12 protein-coding genes are annotated in these 17,190 nt (G+C 50.8%); 10 read left to right on the top strand and 2 right to left on the bottom strand.

What is annotated here, in order from left to right:
- Positions 1 to 63 precede the first annotated feature (63 nt).
- From RNAN_RS10720 to RNAN_RS10700, 5 genes are all read left to right on the top strand, one after another.
- The gene (locus RNAN_RS10720; RefSeq protein WP_008221646.1) at positions 64 to 579 is read left to right on the top strand and encodes a cell division protein ZapC domain-containing protein; all 516 of its coding nucleotides are present in this window, start codon (positions 64 to 66) and stop codon (positions 577 to 579) included.
- Between the two features lie 57 nt (positions 580 to 636).
- Positions 637 to 1,866: a class I SAM-dependent methyltransferase gene (locus RNAN_RS10715; protein WP_008221644.1), complete on the top strand. Its 1,230-nt coding sequence runs from the start codon at positions 637 to 639 to the stop codon at positions 1,864 to 1,866.
- Positions 1,867 to 1,949: 83 nt separating this feature from the next.
- Complete coding sequence (locus RNAN_RS10710; RefSeq protein WP_008221643.1) at positions 1,950 to 3,734, top strand: SLC13 family permease; 1,785 nt, start codon at positions 1,950 to 1,952, stop codon at positions 3,732 to 3,734.
- 26 nt (positions 3,735 to 3,760) lie between these two features.
- Entirely contained in the window at positions 3,761 to 4,450 is a 690-nt protein-coding gene (locus RNAN_RS10705) for a glutathione S-transferase family protein (protein WP_008221642.1), read from the top strand.
- Positions 4,451 to 4,528: 78 nt separating this feature from the next.
- Positions 4,529 to 6,043: an alanine/glycine:cation symporter family protein gene (locus RNAN_RS10700; RefSeq protein WP_008221641.1), complete on the top strand. Its 1,515-nt coding sequence runs from the start codon at positions 4,529 to 4,531 to the stop codon at positions 6,041 to 6,043.
- A 56-nt stretch (positions 6,044 to 6,099) separates the two neighbouring features.
- On the opposite strand, the gene RNAN_RS10695 is transcribed toward RNAN_RS10700, so the two are convergent.
- The gene (locus RNAN_RS10695) at positions 6,100 to 7,947 is read right to left on the bottom strand and encodes an ABC transporter ATP-binding protein (protein ID WP_040552006.1); all 1,848 of its coding nucleotides are present in this window, start codon (positions 7,945 to 7,947) and stop codon (positions 6,100 to 6,102) included.
- A 222-nt stretch (positions 7,948 to 8,169) separates the two neighbouring features.
- Here RNAN_RS10695 and ribA point away from each other — a divergent pair, with 222 nt between their 5' ends.
- From ribA to ydiJ, 3 genes are all read left to right on the top strand, one after another.
- A complete protein-coding gene (ribA, locus tag RNAN_RS10690) occupies positions 8,170 to 8,751 on the top strand; it encodes a GTP cyclohydrolase II (protein ID WP_008221635.1) in 582 nt (193 codons plus the stop codon).
- 73 nt (positions 8,752 to 8,824) lie between these two features.
- Positions 8,825 to 9,292 carry a YehS family protein gene (locus RNAN_RS10685; protein WP_008221634.1) on the top strand — a complete coding sequence of 156 codons (468 nt, stop codon included), beginning with the start codon at positions 8,825 to 8,827 and terminating at the stop codon, positions 9,290 to 9,292.
- A gap of 56 nt (positions 9,293 to 9,348) precedes the next feature.
- Positions 9,349 to 12,387 (top strand): D-2-hydroxyglutarate dehydrogenase YdiJ, encoded by a 3,039-nt coding sequence (gene ydiJ / locus RNAN_RS10680; RefSeq protein ID WP_008221632.1) that lies wholly within the window; start codon positions 9,349 to 9,351, stop codon positions 12,385 to 12,387.
- Between the two features lie 67 nt (positions 12,388 to 12,454).
- On the opposite strand, the gene RNAN_RS10675 is transcribed toward ydiJ, so the two are convergent.
- Positions 12,455 to 15,031, bottom strand: a complete 2,577-nt coding sequence (locus RNAN_RS10675; RefSeq protein WP_008221629.1) for a TonB-dependent receptor plug domain-containing protein — start codon at positions 15,029 to 15,031, stop codon at positions 12,455 to 12,457.
- A 220-nt stretch (positions 15,032 to 15,251) separates the two neighbouring features.
- On the opposite strand from RNAN_RS10675, the gene RNAN_RS10670 reads away from it, so the two are divergent.
- Together RNAN_RS10670 and RNAN_RS10665 are read left to right on the top strand one after the other, a co-directional pair.
- Positions 15,252 to 15,824, top strand: a complete 573-nt coding sequence (locus RNAN_RS10670) for a GNAT family N-acetyltransferase (RefSeq protein ID WP_008221627.1) — start codon at positions 15,252 to 15,254, stop codon at positions 15,822 to 15,824.
- Positions 15,824 to 17,170 (top strand): NAD(P)/FAD-dependent oxidoreductase, encoded by a 1,347-nt coding sequence (locus RNAN_RS10665; protein ID WP_008221625.1) that lies wholly within the window; start codon positions 15,824 to 15,826, stop codon positions 17,168 to 17,170. The genes RNAN_RS10670 and RNAN_RS10665 overlap by 1 nt, the downstream gene beginning before the upstream one ends.
- Positions 17,171 to 17,190: the final 20 nt, after the last annotated feature.

The raw sequence follows: 17,190 nt of genomic DNA, 5'->3' as shown, positions 1-17,190 counted from the left end.
GATCAGCTTAGTGTATTTCTGTAACTGCATAATTAATCTACAACTTATTTTAGCAGGATGCCCATGTTAAGGCCGTCAGAGCGTTGGTACTGGACTTATTGTCCGACAAAAGACCGTTTGTTACTGGATATCAGTGACGATGCCCAGTTCTGCTCGCCTTTTGCCGCATCCCAGCTGATTAGCCAACCTGTGCAACAAGCGCTGTCAATGGCCGAAGCCGAAATGTTTTGGGCCATTGATGACAGCTTGCAGCTATTGGCGTTGCCGCCAACAGTCAGGTTGGAAATTTGTCTTACCGCATTATCCAGTGCTTTTGTCCTGCCGCAAGGCCATAAAAGCTGGTATTTTCAGGCGTACTCCGAGTACAGCCCCAAAGCGTTTGAGCTGGTGCGGTTACACGGCAGCAATAGCCAGTATGCGCTGGTTGTGGCAACAGAAGGGCAAAGCTCAAGCTGTTTGCTGCTGGGCGAGGTAGATACCCTGGCCGGTAAAACGCTGCCACGCCTGCATTTGCTGCGGCTGCTAAACAACCGCCTGTTACCACTGCAGCAAGGCGCGCAGTATCGTCAAAGCGCCTGATAACCTTACGGCACTATTTCCCTGCAACAGCGTCTGGCTTACACTAGGCGTTTTGTTGTGTCAGAGCCCGATATTATGCCTCAAACTGCGGTTTCATCCGAGCTAACTGCCTTTGTACAGCGGTTGGCCCATGCACTGGACACCAGACAACTGGAAAAACTGGTGTTAAGTAAGTACAAAGGCAGTGAGCCTCTTAAACAACTGCAGGTACGGCCGGTACTGTTAAAAGAGCAGTGGCAGCTTAGTTTTACCTTTAAATATCAAACCAATGATGTTACACAAAATTTCTCAGCTGAACAGGCGCTGGTACAGCTTAGCCAGATGCTGGGGCAGCAGTTTTTTGCCGCCAATTTGTTTATCTCAGGGCAGGAAGTACAGCTGAGTATCAGTAAAAAAGGCAAAGCTTTATACCGTGAAGTAAAACGCAGTCAGGCAACATCATCAGAGACAAAAGCGGACAGCAGCATAGCTGGGCATGATAGGCAGAAAAAACGTTATCTGGAGCTTTCCAGGCCATTTTTGCGTGAGCTTGGCGTTACCGACAGCCAGCAACAGCTGATTCCGGCAATGTCGCGCAAGTGGAAACAGATTAATAAATTTATCGAGATATTCTCCGGCGCGGTAGAGGACAGTGGCCTGGCTAACCGGCAACAGTTACATGTGGCCGATTTTGGCTCAGGTAAAGCCTACCTGACCTTTGCTGTACACGACTACTTAACCAATACACTGGGGCTGGATGCTCAGGTAACCGGCGTTGAGCTGCGGCAAAATCTGGTCGATCTGTGCAACAACACCGCGAATACATTAAACCTGAATGGCATTCACTTCGAGCAGGGCGATGTAAAGCATTTCACAGCGCGTGGTATTAACGTGATGATTGCACTACATGCCTGCGATACCGCCACCGATTATGCCATTCATATGGGTATTGCCACTGGCGCTGAGATTATTATGTGCTCGCCGTGCTGTCATAAGCAGATCCGGCCGCAAATGAGCTTACCGCCCGTGTTAGCGCCAATGCTGGTGCACGGTATTCATCTGGGGCAGGAGGCGGAAATGGTCACCGACAGCTTACGCGCGTTATTACTGGAAGCGCATGGTTATGACACCAAGGTGTTTGAGTTTATTTCGCTGGAGCACACCAGTAAAAATAAAATGATCCTGGCCACCCGGCGCAAAAAGCCGCGGGATAACAGCAGCACGCTGGCGCAAATTGCTGCCATTAAACAATTTTACGGCATTAAAGAGCACTGTCTGGAGAGTCTGTTACAAGCTCAGGCTATCTGATACGGTGTGTTGGCACAGGTGTCTGTTATGCTGTATCACCAAAGCGCAGGTAATCACCGGAAAGAACAGGAAAAGCCGCTGCTATGACAACCGATCAGATAATAGTGTTCAGTATTTTGGCCGTTACACTGGCACTCTTTATCTACAACCGCTGGCGTTACGATGTGGTGGCGGTGATGGCACTGCTGGCTTTGGCTTTGTTTGACTTAGTGCCTGCTGAACAGTTGTTTTTGGGGTTTGGTCATCCGGCGGTGATTACTGTCGCTGCTGTCCTGCTGGTAAGTCGCGGTCTTATCAATGCTGGTGTTGTTGACAGCATCGCCCGGCAGTTGCTTAAAGCCGGTGACAATCTGCTGCTACAGTTAACCTTACTGACAGTGATGGTAGCGCTGGCCTCTGCCTTTATGAATAATGTCGGTGCGTTAGCGCTGTTAATGCCCGTTGCCGTATGGATGGCCCGTCAGCATCAGCGTTCGCCTTCTATTTTGCTGATGCCGCTGGCATTTGGCTCGTTGCTGGGCGGCACCCTTACCCTTATCGGCACACCAACCAATATTATCGTTGCGTCTTATCGAAAAACAAATGATACACCGGCATTTGGCATGTTTGATTTTTTGCCGGTGGGCTTGGCCATCACCTTGGCCGGCCTCGTGTTTATTGTGTTATTAGGCTGGCGTTTAACCCCCAGCCGCCAGAAGGTGGCAAGCACTGGTAGCTTGTTCGAAGTCAGTGACTACGTGACTGAAGTCAGTGTTAGTGCCGACAGCAACTATTGCGGTAAAACGCTGCACGCGCTGCTCAGTAGCCTGCAAGACGATGCTGATATTGCTGTACTGGCGCTGATCCGTGCTGACAGGCGGCATAACTCACCATCAACCTATTTTGTATTGCGTGAAAATGACACCCTGTTACTGGAAGCGGATCCTGATAGTTTACAGCTGTTGCTGCAAACCAGTGGCTTTAATCTCAGTGCCAATAAAGACACCGAGGATAGTACACCGGTACAACAGCAAGCAGAGCTGATGGAAGTTGTCGTTACACCCGCCTCATCGCTGATTGGCCGCAGCGCAGCAACACTGGCACTACGTGAGCGGCACGGCGTTAACTTACTGGCGGTGGCAAGACAGGGCAAACAAGTACGGCAACGGCTGAGCAAGATCCAGTTTGTTGCCGGCGACATTCTGCTGGTGCAGCAAAATGACGAAGACAGTGCCACGCCACTGGCTGAGCTGGGTTGTTTGCCGTTGGCTGCGCGAGGGCTAAAGATTGGCAAAACGCCACAGGTACTGCTGGCCAGCTGTATTTTTATCGTAGGTTTGGCGCTGATTGCACTGTCGGTATTGCCGGCTGCCACTGCCTTGCTGTTAACGGCACTGGTGATGCTGTTGTCTGGTATTTTAAAAACCAACGAGCTGTACAGCAGTATCGATATGCCGGTTATTGTGCTATTGGCGGCCATGTTACCGCTTGGTATGGCGTTGGAAAGCAGCGGCGGCTCGGCATTAATTGCCAACACCTTACTGGACATGGCCAGGCAGCTGCCCGCGCTGGCGGTGGTGGCGCTATTAATGGCAGCAACCATGTTGTTATCGAACATTATTAATAACGCAGCCACAGCCGTGTTAACGGCACCTATTGCCATAAAGCTGGCTGAAGGGCTTGAATTGTCAGCAGATCCGTTTTTAATGGCGGTTGCCGTTGGCGCTTCCTGTGCCTTTTTAACCCCGATAGGCCATCAGTCGAATGCGCTGGTGATGGCGCCCGGCGGTTATAAATTTGGCGATTACTGGCGTATGGGCTTGCCGTTGTCAATACTGGTGTTGCTTGTTGCCGTGCCGGTTATCGCGCTGGTCTGGCCCTTAGCTTAAGCTCAACACTAAACAAGGAGTGTGCTATGCGAGAACTTTATATTGCCAATAAAAATTACTCGTCCTGGTCGCTACGGCCCTGGCTGTTAATGCGTCAGCTACAGATCCCTTTTATCGAGCAGTTAGTCCCTTTTAGCCAACAAGGTAATTTTGCAAAATTCCGCACTTTTTCGCCCAGTGGTAAAGTGCCCTGCCTGGTACAGCAACAGCTGGTGGTATGGGATTCACTGGCCATTACGGAATACCTGTACGAGCATCATACCGCTGTGTGGCCGAAAGACAGTAAAGCCCGTGCCTTTGCCCGCTGCGCCGCCGCCGAGATGCACTCGGGGTTTAGTGCACTGCGCAATAGCTGTGGTATGAGTTGCCGCCATCGGGTGAGGTTACACCAGATAAGTGCGTCATTGCAGCAGGACCTTGATCGGTTAAGTGAGTTATTTGAGCAGGGGCTAAGCGAATTTGGCGGGCCTTTTCTGGCAGGTAGCCAATTTAGTGCCGCTGATGCTTTTTTTGCTCCGGTGGCCTTTCGCATGCAAAGCTACGGTTTGGTGTTTAGCGAGACAGCACAACAGTACTTGCAGCGTTTATTAGCCTTGCCCGCAATGCAAGACTGGTATCAACAGGCGTTGGCCGAGCCCTGGCTTGATGAAGCACATGATGAAGAAGTGGCGCGCCATGGTCAAATTACCGCAGATCTGGCACAGCACAGCGGTTAGCGTAGCTATTGTGTTGTCGATATGGCAAATTAAGCGCCGTACAACCATAAGGTGTAACAATAACTATAAGGAAGGGAAATGGAAGGCTTTATTAGTGCGCTAAACAGCATTATCTGGAGCCCGGCACTGATTTATCTGTGCCTTGGCGCCGGTTTATTTTATTCAATATTAACCCGTTTTGCTCAGGTGCGGCATTTTAAAGAAATGTGCAAACTGCTGCTGAATAATAGTGAGTCAGACAAAGGGATCTCGTCATTTCAGGCGCTGGCGGTGTCGTTATCCGGCCGGGTTGGCGTGGGTAACATTGCCGGTGTCGCAGCGGCCATTGGTTTTGGTGGCCCCGGTGCCATCTTCTGGATGTGGGTAGTGGCGTTTTTAGGTGCCAGCACGGCTTACGCTGAGTCTACGCTGGGGCAGCTGTATAAAGTGGAAGAAAACGGCCAGTACCGTGGCGGCCCGGCTTACTATTTTGAGCGTTGCCTGGGCTGGCGCTGGCTGGGCATAGTGTTTGCCATTTCAGCCATTATTGGCTGTGGTATTTTCCTGCCGGGTGTGCAGGCGAATGCGGTCGGCAATGCGGTTACCCAAATTTTCGGCGATGGCACCATGGTGGTGACCAGCTTTGGTGAGGTGGGTACCTATAAGCTGATTGGCCTTGCCGTGATCCTGATTGTGCTGGCATTTATCATTTTTGGCGGTATTAAACGTATTGCCCATTTTACCCAGGTCGTGGTGCCTTTTATGGCACTGGGCTATATCGTGATGGCGCTTATCGTGGTGTTTTTAAACCTGGATAAAGTGCCGGGCATTTTCAGCCTGATTATCAGTGATGCCTTTACAGCTCAGGCCGGTTTTGGTGCAGCTATTGGTTGGGGGGTAAAACGCGGTATATATTCTAATGAAGCAGGACAGGGTACAGGCCCACACGCAGCGGCAGCCGCCGAGGTAGATCATCCGGCGCAGCAAGGGTTAGTGCAGGCTTTTTCAGTCTATGTCGATACCTTATTTGTCTGTACCGCAACTGCGCTGATGATTTTGATCACGCAGCAATACAACGTGGTCGGTGAACTGACCGACGGCAGTTTTATTGTACAAAATGTTGATGCAGCAACGGAAATCGGCTCTGCCGCCTTTACTCAGCTGGCGCTGTTAAGTGTGTTTGGTAACTTTGGTCAGGTGTTTGTCGGTCTGGCGCTGTTCTTCTTCGCTTTTACTACCATACTGGCGTACTACTACATCACTGAAACTAACGTCGCCTACCTAAACCGGGTGTTTAATAACAAACTGCCTAACATAGTATTTAAACTGCTACTGATGTTTATGGTGGCCTATGGCACGGTAAATAGTGCTGGTTATATCTGGAATATCGGTGATATTGGTGTAGGTTTAATGGCCTGGGTTAACGTGCTGGGTATTTTGGTTATCTTCTTTATGTACAAGCCAACCATGCGTTGCCTGCGTGATTTTGAACAGCAGAAAAAAGCCGGCGGCCCTATTACTTTTGACCCGATAAAACTCGGCATTACCAATGCAACTTTCTGGGAGAAAAAACTGGAAAAAGCCAAAGCCGGGCAGGATAAGCAGTTGCCTTAAGCTGCATAAGTTTTATTAGTAAAAAGCCCGTAACACGTTACGGGCTTTTTTATGCCTTATTCCACGCCAATAAAACCACCGGTTTGATGTGCCCATAGCTGGGCATAAATACCGCCGCTGGCGATAAGTTCACTGTGTGTGCCTTGCTCGACGATGCGCCCCTGATCCAGCACAATCAGCCGGTCCATCTGCGCGATGGTCGATAAACGATGGGCGATAGCGATGACCGTTTTGCCCGCCATCAGGGTATTCAAACTGGCCTGAATCGCCGCCTCAACTTCAGAATCGAGCGCTGAGGTGGCCTCGTCCAAAATTAAAATCGGTGCGTTTTTAAGTAGCACCCGGGCAATAGCAATACGCTGGCGCTGACCGCCGGATAATTTAACGCCGCGCTCGCCCACCTGAGCGTCAAAGCCGGTATTGCCCTTAGGATCGGTTAAGTCACTGATAAAGTCACTTGCTTCTGCCTGCTCAGCGGCCAGTAGCAGTTCGGCCTCTGTCGCGTCGGGTTTGCCATAAATAATGTTGTCGCGCACCGAGCGGTGTAGCAGTGAGGTATCCTGGGTTACCATGGCAATATGGCGACGCAGGCTTTCCTGGCTAACCTGACTGATATCCTGGCCATCGATGAGGATTTTACCTGACTCGACATCGTAAAAACGCAGTAACAGATTAACTAAAGTTGATTTACCGGCACCTGAGCGGCCCACCAGGCCAACTTTTTCACCGGGTTTAATGCTAAGTTGCAGATCTTGTAACACCGGTGCTTTGGTATTGTCGGTGGCCGCTTTGCCGTAGTTAAAGCCTACATGGTCAAAACAGATGGCGCCCTTTGTTACATTTAACGCTTTAGCGCCGGCAACATCCTGTACCTGAGCCGGCTGAGACAGCGTGGTAATGCCATCGGCAACGGTGCCGATATTTTCAAACAGGCTACTGATTTCCCACATGATCCACTGCGCCATACCGTTTAAGCGCAGCGCCAGGCTGACAGCTATGGCAATAGCGCCAACACTGATCGCGCTGTCGGCCCATAAATAAATAGACAAGGCGGCAATAGCGAACACCAACAGGTAATTCAGCGTTTGTACCGACACACTTAAACCGGTGGCCAGGCGCATTTGCCGGTACACTGGTTTTAAGAACACTTCCATGCTGTCACGGGCGTAAGCTTCTTCGCGGTTGGTGTGCGAAAACAGCTTAATGGTGGTGATGTTGGTGTAGCTGTCGACAATGCGTCCGGTCATCTCTGAGCGCGCATCGGCCTGACGGGTCGAGGCCGCTTTTAACCGTGGCACAAAGTAAAACTGCATACCAATATAAACCGCCAGCCACACCAGCATCGGAATAATTAAGCGCAGGTCAGCATCGGCAATAAAAAACAGCATAGAGCCAAAGTAAACCAGGATGTATACCATCACGTCCAGCAGCTTCATTACCGTTTCCCGCACCGCCAGCGAGGTTTGCATCACTTTGGTGGCAATACGACCGGCAAAGTCATTCTGGTAAAAGCTGATACTCTGGCGCAGTAAATACCGGTGCGCCAGCCAGCGGATCGACATCGGGTAGTTACCCAGTAAGGTCTGATGCACAATAGCGGCGTGAATAAAGCTCAGGGCCGGCAGCAGTATTACAGTCACCACGGCCATTTTAATTAAGGTGGCGCGCTCGTTGTTGAACAGCGATTGCGGATCGTTTTGCACCAGCCAGTCGACTAACTGGCCCATAAAACTGAATAACGACACCTCCAGCATTGCCAGCAAGGCTGTGCTTATCGACATCAGAACTAATGAGGTTTCCATGCCTTGGGTGTAATGGCGGCAAAAGGCAAACAAGCCTTTGGGCGGCTGAGTGGGCTCAGTGGCAGGGAAGGGCTTTATGATCCGTTCGAAAAAACTCAACATCGGCTGTTACTCGTTACGCAAAGAACGGCTATTGTAGCGGTTTTAACAGCAAAAGTGTTGGTGCCGTCACGGGTAGATTTTGTTATGTTATCACAAAAAGGCGTTAACCCGGCGGTGAACACTGCTATAATGCCTGCACTACCGGGCCGGGCTTGAATTGCCAGTCAGCGACCCCCATAACGCCTGTGCTGCAGAGCCGGCAGCCGTTTGCTGAGATGTATTATGAAACTGAAACTTGTCACCTCAACTTTGTTACCCACCCCGTTTGCTGAGTTTCGGCTGCACGGCTTTGAAGCACCTAACGGCAAAGAGCATGTGGCGTTAACGCTGGGCGATGTAACCAGCGCCGAGCCTGTGTTGGCACGGGTGCACTCGGAATGTTTAACCGGTGATGCGCTGTTTAGCCTACGCTGCGATTGTGGCCCGCAATTAGAAGCGGCTATGCGTAAAATTGCTGAGCTGGGCCGTGGCTGCATTTTGTATTTGCGCCAGGAAGGCCGCGGAATAGGGCTTATCAATAAGATCCGCGCTTATGCCGAGCAGGACAAAGGGCTGGATACCGTTGAAGCGAATGAAATTTTGGGCTTCTTGCCGGATATGCGTGAATACGATATTGCCGCACAAATGTTTGCCCAGTTGGGCATTAAGCAAGTACGGCTGTTAACCAATAACCCGCGTAAGTTAAAAGCCCTTACTGACGCCGGTGTTAACGTGCTGGAGCGGGTGCAGCACCGGGTAAAAACCACTGCGCACAGCCACCGTTACCTTGCCACTAAAGCCAGTAAACTTGGGCATTTACCTTAAGTGCCGGGCTTAGCGAGGTAGGGCGCTGTGTTATGATGACGCCGATTTTTATTAACATGAACAGGATATTGCTTTGACTCCGAATGACGTACTGCGCAGTCTGCGCTACAGCTTAAACGTGCACGACTATGGCATGATGGATATTTTTGCCCTGGCAGGCGTCAGCGTTAGCAAAGAGCAGGTAGCCAGCTGGCTGAAAAAAGATGAAGATGAAGGCTTTGCCGCCATCAGTGATGAGGTGATGGCCAGCTTTTTAAATGGCCTGATTATTCAGCGGCGCGGCGCCAAAGATGGCGTTATCCCACAGCCTGAGAAACGGCTTAACCATAATATTATGTTGCGTAAACTTAAAATCGCCTTTGATTTAAAAGACGATGACATTATCGCCTTACTGGAAAAAGCAGATTTTCGCCTAAGCAAGTCTGAGCTAAGCGCGTTTTTTCGCCGGCCAGATCATAAACATTACCGTGAATGTCAGGATCAGGTACTGCGTTATTTCTTGCGCGGTATTCAGTTGAAATTCCGTCCGGCTGCCAGCTGATCGCGACATAAAGTTAATGTTATACTGCAGTCACTTATTGCCGAGTGTCTGCAGTTATGATCCCAAAGCTTGACCCTGAACTAGCGCTGGATGCCAGCATTGTTGCCTACAGCAAAGCCTTAGTGGCAGCCGGTTTTACCGGCGACATTGAAACCAGCTACGCCAGCCGTTTGGCTGTTGCTACCGACAACAGCGTGTACCAGGCATTACCACAAGCGGTATTGCTGCCCAAAACCACTGACGATGTGGTGATCCTGACGTCTTTAGCGCAAACCTCCAGCTTTTCTCATATCAAGTTTAGCCCGCGCGGCGGTGGCACCGGTACCAATGGCCAGGCATTAACCGAGCATGTGGTGGTCGACTTATCGCGTCATATGCGCGGCATTTTAGACCTTAACCTTGAACAGCGCTGGGTGCGGGTGCAGGCCGGTGTGATTAAAGATCAGCTTAATGCGTTTTTAAAACCCTATGGTTTCTTCTTCGCGCCGGATCTATCCACCTCCAACCGCGCCACCATTGGCGGCATGGTAAACACTGATGCCTCCGGCCAGGGCTCGCTGGTTTACGGCAAAACCAGTGACCATGTGTTAGCGCTGAAAACGGTGCTGATTGACGGTAATATTTTAAATACACACAAAATGGCGACCTTTGAAGCTGAGCATCGGGCCGAGCAGCCCAACAGCATAGGCCGCATTTACCGGCAGGTGCTGCAAAGCTGCCGTGAGTTCAGGCCGCAAATACTGGCAAAATTTCCACGCTTAAACCGCTTTCTAACCGGTTACGATTTAGAACATGTGTTTAATGAAGATTTATCAGAGTTTGATTTATCCCGCATTATCACCGGCTCTGAAGGCTCTTTAGGTTTTGTGGTTGAAGCCAAACTTAACATTACGCCGATTGCCAAATACAAATGTCTGGTGAACGTAAAGTACGACAGTTTTGAAAGTGCCCTAAGAAACGCGCCCTTTCTGGTAGCGGCACAGGCTACTTCGGTGGAAACGGTAGACAGCAAAGTGCTGAACCTGGCCCGCAATGACATTATCTGGCATCAGGTGAAAGACTTAATTACCGATGTGCCCGGCAAGGACATGCAGGGCCTGAACATGGTCGAGTATAACAGCGAGCAGCAAGCTGATATTGAGCAGAAAATTGCTGCCTTAACTGCGCGGCTTGATCAAGCGATGGCTGATAAAACCGACGGCATTATTGGCTACCAGCTCACTTACGATAACGCCGCTATTAGCAATATTTACGCGATGCGTAAAAAAGCGGTGGGTTTGCTGGGCAATACCAAAGGTACGCAAAAGCCGCTGGCTTTTGCTGAGGATACCGCAGTACCGCCTGAGAATCTGGCCGATTTTATTATGGAGTTTCGAGCACTGCTGGACAGCCACGGTCTGCAGTATGGCATGTTTGGCCATGTCGATGCCGGCGTGCTGCATGTGCGGCCGGCGCTGGACTTATGCGATCCGGTACAGGAGCAGCTGTTACGTACTATCTCTGATCAGGTGGTGGCACTAACCGCAAAATACGGCGGCCTGATGTGGGGTGAGCATGGCAAAGGTTATCGCAGTGAATACGGCCCGGCATTTTTTGGTGACGTGCTGTTTAACGAGCTTCGAAAAATTAAAGCTGCGTTTGACCCACGTAACCGGGTAAACCCGGGCAAAATTTGTACGCCATTTAACAGTGCCGATACTTTGGTATCGGTGGATGGCCAAAAGCGCGCCTGGTTTGACCGGCAGATCCCAACCGCGGTAAAAGACAGCTTTGACAGCGCCCTGAACTGTAACGGCAATGGCCTGTGTTTTAACTACGAAGAAAACTCGCCCATGTGTCCGTCGAGTAAAGTGACTAAAGACCGGCGCCACAGCCCGAAAGGACGTGCTGGTCTGATGCGCGAGTGGCTAAGGTTGAATCAGCTGCAAGGCATAGATGTGCTGGCGCAGGAGCAGCAACTGCTGCAGCAGGCCAGCGGCGTGGAGGCGCTGTGGCAAAAGCTGAAAAACACCCTGGCCAGGCGTCAGGGCGAGGCCGATTTCTCGCATGAAGTGATGCAGGCGATGGAAGGCTGTCTGGCCTGTAAAGCCTGCGCCGGTCAATGCCCGATAAAAGTGGATGTGCCGTCGTTTCGCGCCCGCTTTTTGCAGCTTTATCACAGCCGCTACCTGCGTCCGGCTAAAGATTACATTGTTGCCAATATTGAGCGCACTGCGCCCTGGTTGGCCAAAGCGCCCAGGCTGGTTAACTTTGTGCTAAAACGTCGCGTCACGGCTAAGCTACTGGAACAAACCGTGGGTTATGTCGATACCCCCCTGTTGTCGGTACCAACGTTGGCACAGCATACGGCGGGGCGTTATCAGTTTAACCTTGAGCAGTTAACGGCGCTTAGCGCTGAGCAGCGCCAGCGCACTGTGCTGTTGGTGCAAGACCCTTTTACCAGTTTTTATGAAGCAGAACTGGTGTTTGATGCGCTGCGTTTAATCGAAAAGCTCGGCTTTAACCCAATAGTATTGCCGTTTTTACCTAACGGTAAGCCACAACATGTGAAGGGCTTTTTGCGCGAATTTGCTAAAACAGCGGCTAATGCTGCAGCATTTTTTAATCAGCTAAGCCAGCTTAATCTGCCATTGCTGGGCCTGGATGCGTCCCTGGTGCTTGTTTACCGCGATGAGTACAACAAAGCACTGGGTGATAAACGTGGCGATTTTAGCGTGTCGCTGCTGCATGAGTGGTTAGTACAACAGCCAGTTCCCAAAGCGACGCAAAGCGCTAATTATGCGCTTTTGGCACACTGCACCGAAAAAACCGCGCTACCAGCAACAGAAAAAGCCTGGCAGCAAATTTTTGCCCAGGCAGGCCTTAGCTTAACGCCGGTCAGCGTAGGCTGTTGTGGTATGGCCGGTACCTATGGCCATGAAGCGCAAAATCTGGACAACAGTAAAGCTTTATTTGCGATGAGCTGGCAGCAGCCACTGGCCCAGTATGGCGTTGATAATGTGGTGGTAACCGGGTTTTCCTGCCGTAGCCAGGTAAAACGCTTATTGGGTGATAAACCCAAACATCCGCTGCAGGTATTGTTACAAAGGCTTTAAGCTAAACAGAGGTTGTAGCAAGCATAAAAAATCCGCCCGCAGGCGGATTTTTTATAGCGTTGGTGATTTAGAACTTATAGGTACCTTTTAAGTACCAATAACCGCCGTTAATGCCCATGGGGGAGGTTTCAAAGTATTTACCCCCCAGGAAGCCTTTCCATTCATCTGGAATTTCTTCCGGATCATTATCTAACAGGTTCTGTGCACCGGCAGAGACAATAAAATTGTCATTGATGTAGTAACTGACTTCAGCATCTAACGTCACTTTCCACTGAGCTCTAACCGCTAAACCCGGATCGTCGGCATGTACACCCTGGTAGCTGCCGTAATAATTGGTGCGTAAGAACGCTGACCAATCATCCCAGCTTTGGGTCACAGTGAAGGTTGCCCGGTGATTGGGTAAGTCTTTTTCCAGCCGTGACACGCGGAATTCACCGGTAATGTCGGTAAAGCGGGTGACTTCAGTATCATTCCAGTTGTATGCCAGCGCCAGGCTGGTACGGCCGTTAAAGGCGTCCATTGAATAGTTGGCAACAATATCCAGGCCCTGCGTGCGGGTATCGAAGTCGTTGGTCAGATAAGTGATACTGGTTAACGAATCAATACCGCGAACACCGGCGGCTTTTAACTGTGCGATGTCATCAGCGGTTACTTCAAACGGACTGGACTGACTGATACGGTCATCGACGTCAATGCGGTAGTAGTCAGCTGTGACAAAGAAATCATAACCGGTATACACCACGCCAAAGGCATAGCTGGTCGACTCTTCCGGTTGCAGCTCGGTAGCACCTTTTAAGATGGCCACCGGGTTGGTCGCCGGTAACACACCGATATCCACCAACACGCCCTGATCAGCTTCAGTTCGTACGTTACTGACGTTGGCCTGACCAACCGTAGGCGCTCTAAAGCCGGTACTGGTCGAGGCGCGCAGGGCCCAGTCGTCGGTTAAGCGATATTGACCAGTCAGTTTATAGTTGGTGGTGGTGCCAAAGCTGTCGTAGTCTTCAAACCGCACAGCTAATGCACCCAGCAAGTTTTCGGTGAATTCTGCTTCCACATCAACATAAGCCGCATAGTTACGTCGTACAGAGGTGCCCGCCGTTTGTGGTTGGAAGCCAGGGAAACCGTTAGAGCCGTTACTTAAGCCTTGTGAAACATAGGGGCCAATTTCCCATGAGGCTTCTTCACCGGCGACAATCTCGAAACTCTCTTCAGTCCACTGTGCACCGAAAGCCACCGTTAAGTCTTCGTATAAGCCGGCAGGTAGATATTTAACAAAATCGGCACTGAAGGTTTTTTCCAACTGGATGTACTTACCGGCATCAAAGTCGGTCGGCGTTTCCGGGCCTAAAGAGGCGTTTACCGAGTTAAACAGCTGGAAGTTAGACTCGCTGCGACCTACCACGCCGCTAAAGTCGTACAGTATACCTTCCATAAAGCCGGTTTTAAATTCGCCTTTGGTACCTACCGCCAGTGACGTGTCGGTAATATTGCCACCAAAGTTGGGGGTAAAGCCGCCGGGGAACATTGAGAAGAAGGTAAAGCAGTTATCTGGCAGGGCCTGCACTGCGGCATCAATCTGCTGATAGTTTAAGCCGCTTAGTGGAATGTTCTGACAGCCACCCTGGCCGCCACTGCCAAGATCTGTCAAATCAACTACTAACAAGCTTTCGCCGCCATCATTGGAGAACACTTGTGGCCGGTTGGTTGGATTGCGGTAATAAAAACCACCGCGCACATCACGCTCTGAGTAGTTACCAAAGATATAAGCTTCGCCACCATTGCCCAGGTCTAAGCCAGCATTGGCAAATAAGGTGATATCGTCTTTCACTTTAGGAGAACCCCAAACCTGGGCTGGGTCCTGAATAAAGGGGTTACCGCCGTCAGCTAAACCTTGTGCATCGGCACGCTGTACGCTACGGCTGGTCGCATCTACATTTTTATACTGCATACTGACGTTGACAAAACCGTCTTTGGTCAGCGGCATGCCTACGTTAGCGGCGACTTCAGTTGAGGTACCATCACCGGCATAATATTCACCGTGTTTAACTTCAACCGTGCCACCGTCAGCGGCATCTTTTAACACGAAGTTGACCACGCCTGCGATTGCATCAGAGCCGTACTGGGCAGCAGCGCCATCGCGTAGCACTTCAACCTGTTTTAATGCTATGCCGGGAATTACCGATAAATCGGGGCCCTGGGCACCGTCGTTAATACCACCGCCTAAAAATGAAATAACCGAGGCGCGGTGCCGACGTTTGCCGTTTAATAACACCAGCGTACTGTCAGAGGATAAACCACGCAGGTTTATTGGTCGGATCAGGGTAGCGGCATCGCTGATAGGTTGTGAATGTACGTTCAGTGACGGTACCGTCGTACTTATCAGGTTCAGCATGTCGCTGTTACCGTTTTTGTTTAACTCCTCGCCACCAATAATATCGACCGGTACCGGTGAGTCGCCAATAGAGCGGGGGGCAGAGCGGGTACCGACTACGGCTATTTTTTCAACAGCCTGTTCTTTTTTAACGTTATCAGGGCTTTCTTCCTGTGCCAGAGCAGTAGTGCTTATACCTAAGCTTAGTGATGCCGCCAGACCAAACTTCACGGCGCGGGCGACCGGATGGTACTTATTATGGTTTTTCATAGCTCGTTTCCTGGATTATTTTTGGAATCATCTGACGCTTATGTTTTTGTTTTTGCGTCCTATTAACCATATTTGATAAAACCGCCGTTGTCTATCGTATATTTCTGCTATTTCGTCTTGAAGATAGGAAATTGCAGTCGATTGCAACAACAAATAGCGCTTGCTATGAAAAGGCAGGCTGATTTATAACAGCGCTATCGAACATTGACCGGAAGTTGTTGTGCAAATCCTTGAACTCAGGCCAAATTATTTTGCTGACGTTATCGCCTTGGCAAATCAGATCCATGGTGATAATTATCTGACGCAACAGAGCCTGTTACAGATGCAGCAACAGGGTATTAAACAGGGCATTAATGCCAGTTTTGTTGCGCTGAACGAGCAGGGGCACATTATTGGTTACCGCTTAAGTTTTGCTGCCGGCCAGTGGCAGCCGGATAAATGGTGTAGCGTGTCGCTTTGGCCGGTAGCGGTGTCGGACATGGCTTATTTTAAGTCAGTTGGGGTAAGCCCGGCAGCCCGGGGGCAGGGCGTTGCCTCAGCATTGTTGCGCCAGTCCGCGGTAGCGTTAAGCGAGCAGGGGGCTAAAGCCGGTCTGGCACATATTTGGCGCGAAAGCCCCGGTAATGCTGCCGAGCGTTATTTCAGCCATGCCGGAGCCAGGTTACTTAAGGTGCATGCTGAGCGATGGCGGCATTTATCTGAGCTTGAAGGCTATATTTGTCCACGCTGCGGCACGCTTTGCCGCTGCAGTGCTGCCGAGATGGTGCTGTTACTTAGTATGGGGAAAAGCTGATGTACGATCCGCTGGTCGATAGCGATATTGGTGTTGCCATGCCTTATCCGGCGTCTTATTGGGCGACAACAGAGGTGGTAAACCGCCATGCAACGCCATACAACAAACTCAGCACCGATATTGATACTGATGTGGTTGTCATCGGCGGCGGTTATACCGGCCTAAGCTGTGCTTATCAGTTAGCCAGCCACTTTTCACGCGAAGTTACCCTGCTGGAGGCCAACCAAATTGGCTGGGGTTGCAGTGGCCGTAATGCTGGTTTTGTGCTGCGTGGCACCGGCCGGCTGGGGTTAGCACAGTTAAGTGAGAAATTTGGTCTGGATATCGCCAAAGGTTTTCATCAGGAATACAGCGCGGCCCTGGCACTGGTTGGGCAGATGATTGACAGCGGCAATATTGATTGTCAGCGCCAGCAGACAGGCTATTTAAAAGTGGCGCATAAAGCCGCTCTGGTCGAAAGTCTCAGACAGCAAGCAACCTATTTACAGCAGCAATTTGGTTATCAGGCTGAGTTTTTACCGGCACAAGCCCTTACTGAACGCTATATGCAAAATAGCCAGGCGTACGGTGCCCTAAGGTTTGATGATTGCTACGGCGTTAACCCGTTGGCGTTAGCGCTTGGCTATGCCCGCATGGCAACAGAGACCGGCGCAAAGCTTTACAGTGCAACGCCGGTGCTCTCGTGGCAGCGCAGCCGCTCGGGCGGCTTTGTGTTACAAACACCAGAAGCAACCGTGCGCTGTAAACAGTTGGTGCTGGCCACTAACGGCTACACGCCAAACCGGTTTTATCCGGCGTTAAACAAAGCTTGTTTACCGGTGCTAAGCAGCATTATTGTCACCTCGCCGTTAACTGAGCAGCAACTGGCGCACAGCGGGCTGTGGCATAACCAGTTAGTGATGGACACCCGGGCACTGAAATATTACTACCGTAAACTGCCAGACAACCGGATTTTATTTGGCGGGCGCAGTGCGGTTTATGGTAAAGATGCTGAGCAACCGGTATACCCCAGGCGTTTGTTACAAGCGCTGACTAACTGTTTTCCTATGCTGGAGGGGGTGTGTACTGATTATCATTGGAGTGGCTGGGTGGCGGTGTCGATAGACGACCTGCCCAGAGTATGTCAGGCCGAGCCGGATCTGTTTTATGCCGCCGGTTATTGTGGCAGCGGCTTGTCTTTTAGCACTCAGGCGGGTAAGCGTTTAGCACAGCTTTGCATGGGGCAGGCGTTACCAGCTTTACCGCTTTATCAGGGGCCGTTAAAACCCTTTCCGCTACCCGCACTGCGCCGGGTGGGGCAGCAAGCTTATTATCAGTGGGGTAGATTTAGCGATCGTTTCTTGTAGTCCACTGGTACTATTTAAGC

The sequence above is a fragment of the Rheinheimera nanhaiensis E407-8 genome (assembly GCF_000296695.1).
Taxonomy (GTDB): domain Bacteria; phylum Pseudomonadota; class Gammaproteobacteria; order Enterobacterales; family Alteromonadaceae; genus Alishewanella; species Alishewanella nanhaiensis.
This window is presented reverse-complemented; position numbering and strand designations above follow the sequence as displayed.

Excerpts from the sequence above, each read along its gene's own strand:
- RNAN_RS10720 (WP_008221646.1), top strand. The coding sequence starts at position 64 with ATGTTAAGGCCGTCAGAGCGTTGGTACTGGACTTATTGTCCGACAAAA.
- RNAN_RS10710 (WP_008221643.1), top strand. The coding sequence starts at position 1,950 with ATGACAACCGATCAGATAATAGTGTTCAGTATTTTGGCCGTTACACTG.
- RNAN_RS10705 (WP_008221642.1), top strand. The coding sequence starts at position 3,761 with ATGCGAGAACTTTATATTGCCAATAAAAATTACTCGTCCTGGTCGCTA.
- RNAN_RS10700 (WP_008221641.1), top strand. The coding sequence starts at position 4,529 with ATGGAAGGCTTTATTAGTGCGCTAAACAGCATTATCTGGAGCCCGGCA.
- RNAN_RS10695 (WP_040552006.1), bottom strand. The coding sequence starts at position 7,947 with ATGTTGAGTTTTTTCGAACGGATCATAAAGCCCTTCCCTGCCACTGAG.
- ribA (WP_008221635.1), top strand. The coding sequence starts at position 8,170 with ATGAAACTGAAACTTGTCACCTCAACTTTGTTACCCACCCCGTTTGCT.
- ydiJ (WP_008221632.1), top strand. The coding sequence starts at position 9,349 with ATGATCCCAAAGCTTGACCCTGAACTAGCGCTGGATGCCAGCATTGTT.
- RNAN_RS10675 (WP_008221629.1), bottom strand. The coding sequence starts at position 15,031 with ATGAAAAACCATAATAAGTACCATCCGGTCGCCCGCGCCGTGAAGTTT.
- RNAN_RS10665 (WP_008221625.1), top strand. The coding sequence starts at position 15,824 with ATGTACGATCCGCTGGTCGATAGCGATATTGGTGTTGCCATGCCTTAT.